General features: G+C 69.7%; 13 protein-coding genes. 8 read left to right on the top strand and 5 right to left on the bottom strand.

Translation table 11 applies throughout. The annotated features are described in order from the left end of the window. The first annotated feature begins 205 nt into the window (after positions 1 to 205). From groL to ACFCXS_RS31950, 6 genes are all read left to right on the top strand, one after another. Positions 206 to 1,828 (top strand): chaperonin GroEL, encoded by a 1,623-nt coding sequence (gene groL / locus ACFCXS_RS31925; RefSeq protein ID WP_376646830.1) that lies wholly within the window; start codon positions 206 to 208, stop codon positions 1,826 to 1,828. Between the two features lie 209 nt (positions 1,829 to 2,037). Further along, a complete protein-coding gene (locus tag ACFCXS_RS31930) occupies positions 2,038 to 3,165 on the top strand; it encodes an NADH:flavin oxidoreductase (protein WP_376646831.1) in 1,128 nt (375 codons plus the stop codon). A 92-nt stretch (positions 3,166 to 3,257) separates the two neighbouring features. After that, positions 3,258 to 4,808 carry a carboxylesterase/lipase family protein gene (locus tag ACFCXS_RS31935; RefSeq protein ID WP_376646832.1) on the top strand — a complete coding sequence of 517 codons (1,551 nt, stop codon included), beginning with the start codon at positions 3,258 to 3,260 and terminating at the stop codon, positions 4,806 to 4,808. Between the two features lie 340 nt (positions 4,809 to 5,148). Then, positions 5,149 to 5,841, top strand: coding sequence for a hypothetical protein (locus ACFCXS_RS31940; RefSeq protein ID WP_376646833.1), 693 nt, complete (start codon positions 5,149 to 5,151; stop codon positions 5,839 to 5,841). Between the two features lie 30 nt (positions 5,842 to 5,871). Next, a complete protein-coding gene (locus tag ACFCXS_RS31945) occupies positions 5,872 to 6,999 on the top strand; it encodes a sensor histidine kinase (RefSeq protein ID WP_376646834.1) in 1,128 nt (375 codons plus the stop codon). Continuing rightward, positions 6,996 to 7,661, top strand: a complete 666-nt coding sequence (locus ACFCXS_RS31950; protein ID WP_376646835.1) for a response regulator — start codon at positions 6,996 to 6,998, stop codon at positions 7,659 to 7,661. The genes ACFCXS_RS31945 and ACFCXS_RS31950 overlap by 4 nt, the downstream gene beginning before the upstream one ends. A gap of 43 nt (positions 7,662 to 7,704) precedes the next feature. On the opposite strand, the gene ACFCXS_RS31955 is transcribed toward ACFCXS_RS31950, so the two are convergent. The 5 genes from ACFCXS_RS31955 to ACFCXS_RS31975 all read right to left on the bottom strand — a co-directional run bounded on the left by ACFCXS_RS31955 (position 7,705) and on the right by ACFCXS_RS31975 (position 11,093). Beyond that, positions 7,705 to 8,274 (bottom strand): hypothetical protein, encoded by a 570-nt coding sequence (locus tag ACFCXS_RS31955; protein ID WP_376646836.1) that lies wholly within the window; start codon positions 8,272 to 8,274, stop codon positions 7,705 to 7,707. A gap of 13 nt (positions 8,275 to 8,287) precedes the next feature. Further along, complete coding sequence (locus ACFCXS_RS31960; RefSeq protein ID WP_376646837.1) at positions 8,288 to 8,959, bottom strand: Uma2 family endonuclease; 672 nt, start codon at positions 8,957 to 8,959, stop codon at positions 8,288 to 8,290. 59 nt (positions 8,960 to 9,018) lie between these two features. After that, the gene (locus ACFCXS_RS31965) at positions 9,019 to 9,873 is read right to left on the bottom strand and encodes a hypothetical protein (protein ID WP_376646838.1); all 855 of its coding nucleotides are present in this window, start codon (positions 9,871 to 9,873) and stop codon (positions 9,019 to 9,021) included. A gap of 205 nt (positions 9,874 to 10,078) precedes the next feature. Continuing rightward, a complete protein-coding gene (locus ACFCXS_RS31970) occupies positions 10,079 to 10,270 on the bottom strand; it encodes a DUF397 domain-containing protein (RefSeq protein WP_376646839.1) in 192 nt (63 codons plus the stop codon). Beyond that, on the bottom strand, positions 10,254 to 11,093 hold the full coding sequence (locus tag ACFCXS_RS31975; protein ID WP_376646840.1) for a Scr1 family TA system antitoxin-like transcriptional regulator: 840 nt from the start codon (positions 11,091 to 11,093) through the stop codon (positions 10,254 to 10,256). Before ACFCXS_RS31975 ends, ACFCXS_RS31970 begins: the two co-directional genes overlap by 17 nt. A 113-nt stretch (positions 11,094 to 11,206) precedes the next feature. Between ACFCXS_RS31975 and ACFCXS_RS31980 the strand changes: the two genes are divergently transcribed. Further along, positions 11,207 to 11,452, top strand: coding sequence for a hypothetical protein (locus ACFCXS_RS31980; protein ID WP_376646874.1), 246 nt, complete (start codon positions 11,207 to 11,209; stop codon positions 11,450 to 11,452). A 137-nt stretch (positions 11,453 to 11,589) separates the two neighbouring features. Next, entirely contained in the window at positions 11,590 to 13,620 is a 2,031-nt protein-coding gene (locus ACFCXS_RS31985) for a hypothetical protein (protein WP_376646841.1), read from the top strand. Positions 13,621 to 13,681 lie beyond the last annotated feature (61 nt).

The following is a 13,681-nucleotide window of genomic DNA, read 5'->3' on the forward strand; positions in this document are numbered from 1 at the left end:
GCTTCGCGAGAGCGCCTTGCACTCAGCATGCCCGAGTGCTAATCATTGCGTTAGCACTCTGAAGGTGAGAGTGACAACGTAAGGACCGGGTCGGTGAGGCCCGCAGGCCGGGTGGGGAAGGAACCCACGAGGCAAGCGAGCCGTCCGTCGCGGGCGCGGGCGCGGTCCGAAGTAATCACCCCCAGTCCTGGAGGGACCACTTCACATGGCCAAGATCATCGCGTTCGACGAGGAGGCGCGGCGCGGCCTCGAGCGCGGCATGAACCAGCTCGCGGACGCCGTCAAGGTGACGCTCGGCCCCAAGGGCCGCAACGTCGTCCTCGAGAAGAAGTGGGGCGCGCCCACGATCACCAACGACGGTGTCTCCATCGCCAAGGAGATCGAGCTCGAGGACCCGTACGAGAAGATCGGCGCCGAGCTGGTCAAGGAAGTCGCCAAGAAGACGGACGACGTCGCCGGTGACGGTACGACCACCGCGACCGTTCTCGCCCAGGCCCTGGTCAAGGAGGGTCTGCGCAACGTAGCCGCCGGCGCCAACCCGATGGCCCTCAAGCGCGGTATCGAGCGCGCCGTCGAGGCCGTCTCCGCCGCCCTGCTGGAGCAGGCGAAGGACGTCGAGACCAAGGAGCAGATCGCTTCCACGGCCTCCATCTCCGCCGCCGACACCCAGATCGGCGAGCTCATCGCCGAGGCCATGGACAAGGTCGGCAAGGAAGGCGTCATCACCGTCGAGGAGTCCCAGACCTTCGGTCTGGAGCTGGAGCTCACCGAGGGTATGCGCTTCGACAAGGGCTACATCTCGGCGTACTTCGCCACCGACATGGAGCGTATGGAGGCCGTCCTCGACGACCCGTACATCCTGATCGCCAACTCGAAGATCAGCAACGTCAAGGACCTGCTGCCGCTCCTCGAGAAGGTCATGCAGTCGGGCAAGCCGCTGCTGATCATCGCCGAGGACGTCGAGGGCGAGGCCCTGTCGACCCTGGTCGTCAACAAGATCCGCGGCACCTTCAAGTCCGTCGCCGTCAAGGCTCCGGGCTTCGGCGACCGCCGCAAGGCGATGCTGCAGGACATCGGCATCCTCACCGGCGGCGAGGTGATCTCCGAGGAGGTCGGCCTCAAGCTGGAGAACGCCACCGTCGACCTGCTGGGCAAGGCCCGCAAGGTCGTCATCACCAAGGACGAGACCACCATCGTCGACGGTGCCGGCTCGACCGACCAGGTCAACGGCCGCGTCAACCAGATCCGCGCCGAGATCGAGAACAGCGACTCGGACTACGACCGCGAGAAGCTGCAGGAGCGCCTGGCGAAGCTCGCCGGCGGCGTCGCGGTCATCAAGGCCGGTGCCGCCACCGAGGTGGAGCTCAAGGAGCGCAAGCACCGCATCGAGGACGCCGTGCGCAACGCCAAGGCGGCCGTCGAGGAGGGCATCGTCGCCGGTGGTGGCGTGGCCCTGCTGCAGGCCTCCCAGGTCTTCGAGAAGCTGGAGCTCGAGGGTGACGAGGCGACCGGCGCCAACGCCGTGAAGCTCGCGCTGGAGGCCCCGCTGAAGCAGATCGCCGTCAACGGTGGTCTCGAGGGCGGCGTCGTCGTGGAGAAGGTCCGCAACCTCACCGTCGGCCACGGCCTGAACGCCGCGACCGGTGAGTACGTCGACATGATCGCCGAGGGCATCATCGACCCGGCGAAGGTGACCCGCTCTGCCCTGCAGAACGCCGCCTCCATCGCCGCGCTGTTCCTCACCACCGAGGCCGTCATCGCCGACAAGCCGGAGAAGGCCGCCGCGCCCGCCGGCGGCGGCATGCCGGGCGGTGACATGGACTTCTGATCGACCCCCTGGGGATTTCCCGGGTCGATCGGCGTCCTTACCGAGGGCGGCACCCCCTGTTACGGCAGGGGGTGCCGCCCTCGGGCGTGCGCGGGATCACAGTGGGGGCGGGATGGCGGGGCGGGACCGGGTGGTTGAAAACTAGGTCCTATGCGTGTGCACATACTGACCGGTATGCGTGCACTGTCCGGTATCCGAAGGAGCCCCACGTGACCGTCGCCGCCTCCGCCTCCCGCGCCGCCGAAATCCTGTCCCGGCCCGTAACGCTGGGCGGCCTGACCGTTCCGAACCGGATCGCGATGGCGCCGATGACCCGCATGTTCTCCCCGGGCGGTGTACCCGGCGAGGACGTCGTCTCGTACTACGCGCGCCGCGCCGCCGCCGGAGTCGGCCTGATCGTCACCGAGGGCACCTACGTCGGCCACGAGTCGGCCGGGCAGAGCGACAGCGTGCCGCGCTTCCACGGCGACGAGCAGCTCGCGGGCTGGGCGAAGGTCGCCGAGGCGGTGCACGCCGCCGGCGGCACGATCGTGCCGCAGCTGTGGCACATCGGCATGGTCCGCAACCAGGGTGAGCCCCCCTTCGCCGACGCCCCCGCCGTCGGCCCCTCCGGTCTGCGCATCGGCGCCGACGAGCCCACCGGCAAGGCCATGACGCAGGCCGACATCGACGCCGTGATCGGCGCGTTCGCCGAGGCCGCTGCCGCCGCCGAGCGCATCGGCTTCGACGGTGTCGAACTGCACGGCGCCCACGGCTACCTGCTCGACCAGTTCCTCTGGGAGGGCACCAACCGCCGCACCGACGCCTACGGCGGCGACCGGGTCGCCCGCGCCAAGCTCTCCGAGGAGATCGTCGCGGCCGTCCGCGAGACCGTCTCCGCCGACTTCCCCGTCATCTTCCGCTTCTCCCAGTGGAAGCAGGAGGCCTACCGCGCCCGTCTCGCCGAGACGCCGGAGGAGCTGGAGTCCATCCTGGCGCCCCTGGCCGCCGCCGGTGTCGACGCCTTCCACGCCTCCACCCGCCGCTACTGGGTCCCCGAGTTCGACGACTCGGACCTGAACCTGGCCGGCTGGACCAAGAAGCTCACCGGCAAGCCGACCATCACCGTCGGCTCGGTCGGCCTGGACGGCACCGACTTCCTCAAGTCCTTCCAGGGCGAGAGCGCCGAGGTCGGCGACCTCGACAACCTCCTCGACCGCTTCGAGCGAGACGAGTTCGACATGGTCGCCGTCGGCCGTGCCCTGCTCCAGGACCCCGAGTGGGCCCGCAAGGTGCTCGACGGTCGCTTCGAGGAGCTGGCCCCGTACAGCCCGGCGGCGCTGAAGACCCTCAGCTGACCCGCCTCCGCACGGGGTGCCTGGATTCGCTCGCGCCGGTCAAGTCACACTGACCGGACGCTTGTTCACCGGCACCCCGTGAGGAGAACCCAGTGACGACGACCGACTCCCGCCCCTCGGCGGGCGGCGCCTCAGACCGGCCCGGCCCGGTGGTGCGCACCACCGCCGGCTCGGTACGCGGACGGACGGAAGACGGCCTCGCCGTCTTCCGCGGCATCCCCTTCGCCGCGCCCCCGGTCGGCGAGGCCCGTTTCCAGGCCCCCCGCCCCGCCCCCGCGTGGGACGGCATACGCGAGGCGTACGCCTTCGGCCCGCCGCCCCCGCAGGACCTCGGCAGCATGGCCGGCCCGGGCCTGATCGACGTACCCCAGGGCGACGAGTGGCTCACGGTCAACGTCTGGACCCCCGAGCCCGACCCGGCGGCCCGGCGTCCGGTCATGGTGTGGATCTACGGCGGCGCCTACAAGCTCGGCCACGCCGGCAGCCCCGGCTACGACGCCCGCCGCATCGCGGCCGACGGCGACCTCGTCGTCGTGTCCCTCAACTACCGCGTCGGCATGGAGGGCTTCGCCCACATCGAGGGAGCCCCCGCCAACCGCGGACTGCTCGACCAGGTGGCCGCGCTGGAGTGGGTGCGGGACAACATCGAGTCCTTCGGCGGCGACCCCGGCCAGGTCACGGTCTTCGGCGAGTCGGCGGGCGCGGGTTCGGTGGCCTCGCTGCTGGCCATGCCGCGTGCGGCCGGGCTGGTCGGGCGGGCGATCGCGCAGAGCGTGCCGGGGACGTTCTTCTCCGACGCCCTGGCCCGCGACATCGGCACGGCCCTCGCCGCGGAGCTGGGCCTGCGCCCCACGGTCGCCGACCTGTCGACGATCGCCCCGCGCGAGCTGACCTCGGCGGGTGAGACGCTCGGACCGAAGATGCCCCAGCACATCGACCGCTGGGGCCGGGCGGCGCCGACCGTCACGCCGTTCTCGCCGGTGGTCGACGGTGACGTGCTGCCGACGAGCCCCTGGCAGGCGCTGAGGTCGGGCTCCGCGAAGGACGTCGAACTGCTCGTCGGCCACAACCGCGACGAGTACCGCCTGTTCATCGCCATGGCGGGGCAGCTCGGCCAGGTAGCCGACGAGAGGGCGGCCTCGGCCCTGCGCCTCTTCGCGCCGGGCGGTGAACAGGCGTACCGGGACGCCTTCCCCGACGCCTCCCTGTCCGAACTCTACGAACGTGTGCAGACGGACTGGCTGTTCGGCATGCCCTCCCTGCACCTGGCCGAGGCGCAGCGCGCGGGCGGCGGACGCGCGCACGTCTACGAACTGACCTGGCCGGCCCCGGGCAACGGCGGTGCACTGGGCGCCTGCCACGCCCTGGACATCCCGCTGCTGTTCGGCACGTACGCGGCGGACCTGGGGCTGCTCCTGTTCGCGGGCACGGAGCCGTCCGCCGAGGCGCTCGCCCTGTCGTCCCGCTTCCGCGCGTCCTGGACGTCCTTCGCGCGCTCGGGCGACCCGGGCTGGCCGGCGTACGACGACGAGCGGCGGCTGGTGCAGGTACTGGACACGGAGCCGGAGGTGCGGGCGTACCCGGAGGAGGCGTCACGGCGGCTGTGGGAGGGGTACGAGTTCCTGCCGCTTCCGCTGCTGTGAGGAGCGGTAGTTGAGTGCGATCGCGTCGATCACCTGCCGGTGATCACGCCACCGCCCACCCCGCTTCGGAGTCTGATCCGGCAGCGACGGCTCGATCAGGGAAGCAGGCTCCTCGGGCGCCGTCGGCCACCTGCAGGGGGCGCCTGAGGAGCACTACCAAAGAGACGTCGATCGCATCGATCGAAGGATGCCGTCGCGCCGCCCGTGATCCAGAGTGCCGGTCATGATGCGAACAGACACGGCCGCCTCAGGCGGTAGTTGGAAGACGCTTCCTCCGATACGTCACCATGCATGGTTCCCCGGCCGGATCATAGGGGGAGCGGCTCTCGTCCTCGGCCCTGTGGTGTGGTCAGCCGGGCTGCTTCTGCGGTACCTCACCCACGACTCGGTTGTCCTCGCCCCTGGCCGAGCGGGACAGTTCGGCAAGGAGTTCGCCGCTCCGTCGCAGTTGGCTGCCTATGTGCACAACCCCGGGCTGGTCACGGCCGGCTACGCGTGCTTTGCCGCGGGAGCTCTGCTGTTATGGCCCGCCTTCGCCACACTCGCGAGGATCATCGCGGCGCGGTGCCCGGGGCTCGCCGCGTGGGGCGGCACTCTCGTCATCTTCGGTCTGTTCGCGCGCCTGTACTTCGCCGGTGTCGACCAGGCAGCTTTCCAGCTGGCCGAGACACGCGGCCTCGACGAGGCGATCAAGATCGTGGCAGCCACGTATGAGGACATCTCCTACGGGCCATGGCGGATCCCCGTGAGCGCGTCCGCCTGCCAGTACGCCGGGATGGTGCTGCTGACGATCGGAGCATTCCGGTCCGGGACGTTCGGTACGGGGCGCTGCCTGTTGTTCCTCTGGTCGGGGACGCTCTGGGGAGGCGTACTCAAAGAAAGCAGGCTGTTCGACGGCGTCGTCTCGAACGGGGTCTTGTGCCTGGTACTCGTGCCGCTCGGCGTCCAGGTGCTACGGGACAAAGTCCCTGAGCTGCGTGTCGATAGTCGCTCCGCCCGGCACAGCAGGCCCTTGCGATGGCTGAGTTGGTGACATGTCCCGGATGCTGTCTACGGTGATCCGGTGAGTGCACAGCCACTGCGTGACCGTCTGGTGTCCTTCGCGCTTCCCCTCACCGCCTTCTGCGGCGCCTTCGTACCGGCGGCCCTGCCCGGTGTGACACCGCACTCCTCGTTCGGGCCGGCCCCGGTGCCCGCATCCATCCAGGCCGCGGTGGTCGGGCTGCTGGCGGCCGCGGGCGTGTGGATGGCGCCGAGACGATGCTGGCCCCTGTTCGTGATCGCAGCCGTGGACTCGGTGGCACGGTCACCAGGGCTTGTGCTTTCCGTCGCGACCTATGTGGCGGCGACCACGATCCGGCGCCCCCTCCCCCTGACCGTCTTCTCAGCGGCCGCGAGCCTCCTGGCGGTCGTGCCACGATCCGGCGTCGACATCGTCTCCTCGCTCGGTGGAGCACCCCTTTTCGTCTGGCTTCCGCTGGTGACAGGGATGTGGATCAGCGCGCGCAGGAAGGTGGTGGCCGGGCTGCGCGAGCGTGCCGATCGACTGGAGCGGGAGCAGGCCGTGCTCGCTGAGCGGGCGCGCGTGGAGGAGCGCGCCCGCATTGCGAGGGACATGCACGATGTGGTGGCCCACCAGGTGTCGCTCATGGTCCTGCGCGCGGGGGCACTGGAGATCAGTGCTCCGGACGAGAAGACAGCAGCGGAGGCTGAGCTCATCCGCACCACGGGCAAGGAGGCACTCACCCAGCTCAGAGCCGTTCTCGGGATCCTTCGTCATGCAGGCAGAGAGCCAGAGACCTTCCAGCCACAGCCGACCCTGGCCGACATCGACGCACTGCTCGATCAGTCGAGATCGATCGGCGTTCCCATAGAAAGGCGTGACGAGGGAACTGCGAGTGAGCTGCATGCCGTGGTGGAGCACACTGCCTACCGCGTCGTCCAGGAGGCCCTCACCAATATCCACAAGCACGCGGGCCTAGTCCCCACGCAGGTGGTGTTACGACGCCTGCCATCCGCACTGGAGGTTACGGTCAGCAACGTCGTACCGCACGATCGCGTGTCGGAGATGTCCGGTAGCGGCCTCGGCCTGATCTCTCTGCGTGAACGTGTCGAGTTGCTGGGCGGCGAGTTCACTGCTCGGCCGGACGAACACGGCGGATTCACCGTGTCTGCGAGGCTTCCCGCATGATCAAGGTACTCATCGTCGACGACGAGGCGTTGGTACGGACCGGGCTTCGCATGATCTTGGAGGTCCCGGACGACATCGAGGTGGTCGCCGAGGCGGAGAACGGGGCGGAGGCCCTCACCGCCGTGGCCCGCCACCGACCGCACATCGTGCTGATGGACGTGCAGATGCCGGGTATGGACGGAGTGTCCGCGCTGAGGGAGATCCACCGGTCGCCGAATCCGCCGAAGGTTCTCATGCTCACCACCTTCGACCGCGATGAGTACGTCTACAGCGCCCTGCGTTCCAGGGCTGTCGGGTTCCTGTTGAAGGACACCGCGCCGCGCGATCTGATCGCCGCAGTCCGTACGGCGGCTGACGGTAGCGCCGTGCTGTCGCCCACGGTCACCAAGAGGGTGATCGAGGCCTTCGCCGACCGGCAGTCCCCAGATGCCCGAGCCGCGCAGGAAAGGCTGGCTCTCCTCACCGCGCGCGAACAGGATGTCGTCCGCGCGGTGGCCCGCGGGCTGGCCAACGCTGATATCGCCCGAGAGCTCCGCATGAGCGAGACCACGGTGAAGGCCCATGTCAGCCGCTCGCTCGCCAAACTGGGGTTGACCAATCGGGTGCAGATCGCACTCCTCGTCCGTGACGCAGGTGGTGAGGCGGCTTCCTCAGCGGAATGATCCGCAGGGAACGGCACAGCACCCGCGGCGCCCGGCACGCACCCTAGAGGTTCCCCATGGGTTCGATGTCCACCCGCACCGGCGTCCCCCACACCCGCAGCACCTCGTAGTCGGTGAACTCGTGCACCAGCCGGTACGCCATGGCGGCCCGGGGGGCCTTGCGCTGGGCGTTGATGAACAGCTCCGCCTCGCGTCGGTCCCGGCGCGGGGTGCCGCACAGCTGCCAGGCCTGACCGTTCCACAGCTCCGCCAGCCAGCGCTGCTGGGGCTGGGGACGGTCGCCGCGCACGCCGTAGCGGGACGGCGAGGGTTCGGCGGGCTGCTGCTGGGGGGCGGGCCCGTTGAACTCCGCCCTGCGGGCCGCCCTGCGCCGCGTCTCGCACAGCAGGCACAGGTCGGGGGCGGCCTCGTCGACGGGGCCGTTCGGGTGCTCGGGGCAGCGGGTAGTGGGCGCGGCCGTGGTGACACTGTCCTCCAGCAGGTCCAGCGCGCGCTTCAGGTCGGCCCTGACCTCGTGCAGTTTGCCGTCCGGGGTGTCGGAGGTGAGGGCGTCCCCGTGCTCGCCGAGGAGGCGTAGGGCGCGGCCTAGGGCGGTGAGCTGGGCGTGGTTCATGAGTCCATTGTCGTCAGTCGGCGTAGTCCTTGAGCTTCTCGGTGTCCAGGGTGATGTTCACGGGGGCGGGGAGCTCGACGGTGGCGCCCCAGGGGTGTCGGGAGATCTGCTGGTAGCGGCCGTCTTTCGGCTCGCTGTGGACGGTGAGTGTGTTGTTGTCGCGGTCGATGAGGAGGTAGACGGGGATGTCGGCCGCCGCGTAGCCGAGGGGCTTGTCGATGCGGTCGCGCTGGTCGGTGTCGCGGTCGTGGGAGGTGATCTCCACAGCCATCAGGGAGCCGTCGGGGTCGGACCACTCGCCGTCGCCCTTGAACCGATCCACCGCAGCCAGGGTGCCGTCCGTCCGTGCTCGGCCTTTGCGATAGGCCTCCGCCTTGACGCCGGACTCGGGTACGAGATTCAGACCGGGGCGCTGCAGCAAGCACTGGCGCAGCAGCCACATGAAGATCTCGCGGTGGTTGCCGTCCGGCATCGCCTTGACCTCTAGTTTTCCGTTGATGTACTCCAGCCGCACGGTCTCCGGGGCGCGGCGCTCCAGCTCCTCGAAGTCCTCGACGCTGAGCGGGTCCTTCGTGCGGACGCGTCCGTCGACGTATTCGAGCCGGACGTGGTCCGGTGCCACGTCGAGCAGATCCTCGAAGTCCTCGAAGGGCATCAGCGGGCGGTCAGCGGTACCAGGGGTCATGGTGGTGCCTCCTCCCTTCCATCGTGCCCTCAGGGAGTGACGCCGCACCGTAGGAGCCGTCATGTGTGTGCCCTCTCTTGTCGTCTTCGGGACATAGCAGCGCGGATCTGGGCCGCGTGGTCGTGAACCGTGGGGGCGGGCAGGGGTGCGGGGGGTTGCGCGGGGACGCGTTCGCCCCGGCAGGCGCTGCAACGGCCTCCCGGCAGGGATTCCGGGCGGCCCGGGGCGCCGCAGTTCGCGCACTCCAGGACTCGGAGTGGCGGACGTGGGGCGGGTTGGGGTGGCAGTTTGCTGGTCAGGCGGTTGCGAACCAGGGCTGCGGCGTGGTGGACGGGTGTCGGCAAGCCGGCGGTGAGGGCCCGCAGGACGTCCTCCTCCGGAGCGCCCCGCTCGAACCAGTCCGTCACCAGTGGGGCGAGCGACGCGCAGTCCGCCTCGGAGAGGGACAGGACGGGTGCGGTGCGGCCGAGGGCGGCCAGGAGGATGTGGGCGCGGGAGCGGGTGGGGCGTGCCGTCTGTGGCCGTGGTGCGTCGCCTCGGGTGAACGCCGCCCACCAGTCGTCATCCCGGGCCGTGCGGGTGAACCACGTTCGGGTGATCCAGCGGGAGCTGCCGTCGTCGGCCGTCACACACTCCCGGCCGCGGCGCAGGTGGCCTGCCTGCTGGATGCGGTTGAGGGCCGTGCCCAGGGCGCACTGTCCGTAGGGCAGTTGCTTGGCCAGCGTCTTTACGGAGATGTCCGCGCCGTCGGGGAGTCGGTCCAGGTAGGCGGCGATGGCGGCTTCGCGGGGTGGGAGGTGGGCGAAGTCCTGGTTTGTGCGCGGGGGTTGGCCGGGGGTCGTGCGTTTGCCGTAGCCGGGGTTGGCCATGGGGTGCGCGGACGGAGCGGCGGCACTAAAGTTGGCGTCAGCCATGGGATCGCTTGTTCCGATCTCGATGGTTAAGCCCCCGCAGGTGTTGGTAGCACCGGGCGGGGGCTGTTGCTTTTCCAGGAACGTTAGAGGCAGGTGACTGTCCGTGGCAAACCGGATGCGTCGCGTCAACTCGCCGGGTGGGTGGGTGGGTTGAGGCCCTCCACCCATTCCTTGTTAAGAGGGCTCGAAGCCCGGATCCCGAAGCTCAGGCCGTCTCGTCCTTGAGGTTCTCGACGAAAGCGGACCAGGCGGCGGCCCGGAACACGAGCTTCGGGCCTTCGGCGTTCTTGGAGTCGCGAACGGGGATGACGTCAGGGATTGCCCGGGTGACTTCCAGGCAGTCGCCGCCGCTGCCGCCGCTGTAGCTGGACTTGTACCACTCAGGCGTGTTCCTCATGGCCGCAATCCTGCGCGATGTCTTCGATCAGAGCCAGGGATCCGTCTGGGGAGAGGGCGCAGGCGGTGAGGAGCTGGAAGGTGCGCCGCTGGTGGTGGACGGTTGCCGGGTCGTCCTCCAGTCGTCCCGTGCCGACTCCCTCGAAGTAGAGCAACGGCGGGGCGTCCTCGAAATCCATCAGCTTCATGGAGCCCTCCATCGACGCGTGGGCTCCCGCTCCGAATGGCAGCACCTGCACGATGATCCGGTTTCTGCGGATGAGGGCCGTGACATGGCGTAGCGCCCCTGCCATGACCTCTCGCCCACCGGTCTCCCTGCGCAGTGCCGCTTCGTCAACCACGATCCACAACAGAGGGCTTGTTGGATCGTCGAGGATGCGGGCCCTGTCCATTCGGGCGGCCACCAAGTCCTCGATCACCTCCTCCGGCGCCGTGGGCCGATACGCGCGGAACACAGCCCGTGCGTAGGCGGGGGTTTGCAGCAGCCCGGGGATGAGGAGCGGCGCGAACTGCCGGATTTCCGTAGCCGCTGCCTCCGCCTCCGCCGCCTCCGCGAAGTGCTCCGGATACTTCGACTTCGCCGCCGCCCCGCAGTTCCGCTGGAAGAAATCCCCCGTCCCCAACTCCTCGTCCAGCAGGCGGGCATACTCCGCCTGAAGCCTCCGCGTCCCCGCCTCCAGCTGCCCGATGAACGACCCGCTCACGAACAGCCGTTGGCCCAGTTCCTCCTGGCTCAGGCCGGCCTTCTCGCGGGCGTGGCGGAGTTCCGCGCCCAGGAGGGCTCGGGGGGAGGAGGACGGGTCGAGGTCCCTGGAACCGGGCATGGGCAACTCCCTGTCGAACAGATCGGGTTGTTGGACCGCCGTATATGGCCAGGTTAGGGATGCATCGGACACGCTGTGTGGTGATTCGCAAACTCAGCGTGGAGGTAGGGAAAGTGCGCTCGACCGAGAAGATCGTGGAGTCGTTGCGGGACGCGCTCGCCGGAGTCGGGGTCGTGCTGCCGTCGCTGGGCGTCGACCCCGTGACCGGCGCGAGTGACGAGCCGTTCGCTCTGGTCGATCTGGGGCGGTGCAACGTACGGACCGCCGAGCACCTGACCGAGGTGCTGCGTTCGCTGCCCGTGCGGGAGACGCTGCGGGCCCGTGTGCGGCAGGTCAACCGGGAGCCGAAATCGCGGTGACGTAATGGTGACAGTCAGGTGTACAACCATTCGACGGCCAATGCTGTCGAACAGGCGTATCGCGCATACACACCGGCGTACGCCCCACCGCACGCCACTCCGGAAAAACACGTCCTTTCCCAGAGAAAGCACTACCCATGACGTTCCGTTGGCTGTGTGGTGTCCTGCGTGTGCGCGGGAAGACCGACCTTCTGCTCGTGTTCCTGTTCGCCGCCGGATTCGCCGCACTGCCCGTCTTCGCGCTGCTCCCGTCACTGTGGGGCTTCGCCGTAGCCTCGGCCGTGACGTACGCCGCCGACGAGGTGCTGCACACCCGCTCGCCCGCCTTCGTGCGGCGGCTGGCCGCGCTCCAGCTGACCCGTACGCTGCGGTTCGCCGTGCGGACGGTGATGCTGCTGGCCCTGGCCGAGCGCATGGACGCCCCGGACGCGGTGCTGGTGGCCGCGCTGGCCGTGCTCAGCGCCCACTTCACGCTGGTGGTGCTGTACACGGCGGTGCATCACGCCATCCGGCGGCGGCGCACGCTGCCGGTCGTGGTGCGCAACCTCGACATGAGCGGGGCGGGCATCCCGCAGTCGCCGCCCGCGATCCTCTACCGGCGGTTCCTGCGCAAGCTGCTGCACCTGGACCTGCCCGCCCACGCGGGGCTGATCGTGGCCCTCGCGATGGGGGCCTGGCAGCCCGCGGGCACCGGTTTCGCGCTCACCGCAGGCCTCGCGGCCGTGGCCGTGGTGGCGCTGCTGGGGCAGCTGCGCCGGGCCCGCCGCATGCCGTCGGGCGACGAGGTGATCGCCGAGGTCAACCGCCAACTCGCCGGATACCGGCCGGAGGTGGCGCTGTACTTCAGTTTCGCGTCCGTGTCCCGGGACTTCATGTACCAGGTCAACATGTGGATCGAGACGCTGGAGCAGCTCGACCGCCGGCCGCTCATCATCCTGCGGGAGCGGGCCTCGTTCCGCTACCTCGGCCGTACGTCGATCCCGGTCGTGTGCGTGCCGAAGGCCGACGACGTGGCGCAGCTGGAGCTGCCCGAGGTGCGGGTGGTGCTCTACCCGGGCAACGCGGGCAAGAACGTGCACATGCTGCGCGTCGCCGAGGCCAAGCACGTGTTCATCGGGCACGGCGACAGCGACAAGCTCGCCAGCAGCAACCGGGTCAGCAAGGTGTACGACGAGATCTGGGTGGCCGGGCGGGCCGGGCGCGACCGCTACCAGCGGGTGCGGCACGCGATCAGCGACTCGGCGATCGTCGAGGTGGGCCGCCCGCAGCTGTCGTCGATCCGGCTGCACGCCGACCATGTGCCGGGGCCGCTGCCGACCGTGCTGTACGCGCCGACCTGGGAGGGCTGGAGCGACGACGACTGCCACACCTCGCTGATCCCGATGGGCGTGCCGCTGGTCGAGAAGCTGCTCGCCGAGAACGTACGGGTCCTGTACAAGCCGCACCCCCTCACCGGGAAGCGTTCGCGTGCGGCGGCCGAGGCGGACCGGGCCGTCCGTGCGCTGCTGCGCGCCGACAACGAGCGGCGCGACGCCCGGGACACCGAGGCCGCGACGGCCGCTGCCCGGCCGCGGCTCGCCGAGATCCAGACCCGGCTCGCCGAACTGTCCGGGCGGCTCACCGGCGACGACGCGCAGCAGACGCGCGAGGCCCGGGTGACCGGCCTGGCGGGGGAGGCGGAGTGGCACGAGCTGCGTGCCGCGTGGCACCGGATCTTCTGGGAGAGCCGGGGCCCCGTCGGGCACCAGGTGATCACGCGGCAACTGCCCACGCTCTACGAGTGCTTCGACCAGGCCGACATCCTCATCAGTGATGTGTCGTCCGTGGTCGCGGACTTCGTGGCGAGCCTCAAGCCGTACGTGCTGACCAACGCGAACGACCTGCCCGACGAGGACTTCCGGGCGGCGTACACCACGGCCGGGGGCGCCTATCTCCTCGACCGGGACTGCGCCCGGCTGCCGCAGATCCTCGACTCGGTGCGCGAGCCGCGACACGACCCGATGGCACCCGAGCGCCGGATCCTCAAGGAGTACGTCCTCGGCCCGGACCGTCCCACGTCGATGGAGCGCTTCAACGCCGCCGTCAACGCGCTGGCCGAGAAGGCCGCCGCGGAGCAGGGCGAGCACTGCGAGGGGAGGCAGCCGCTGGTCGCCGGGCTTCCGGGCTGACCGGGGCCGGCCCGGTTCCGGTCGGCTGCGGCGCGGACCGCTCGGATATCGTCGCAGGCGC

It is taken from the genome of Streptomyces sp. NPDC056373 (genome assembly GCF_042262425.1).
Taxonomy (GTDB): Bacteria; Actinomycetota; Actinomycetes; order Streptomycetales; family Streptomycetaceae; genus Streptomyces.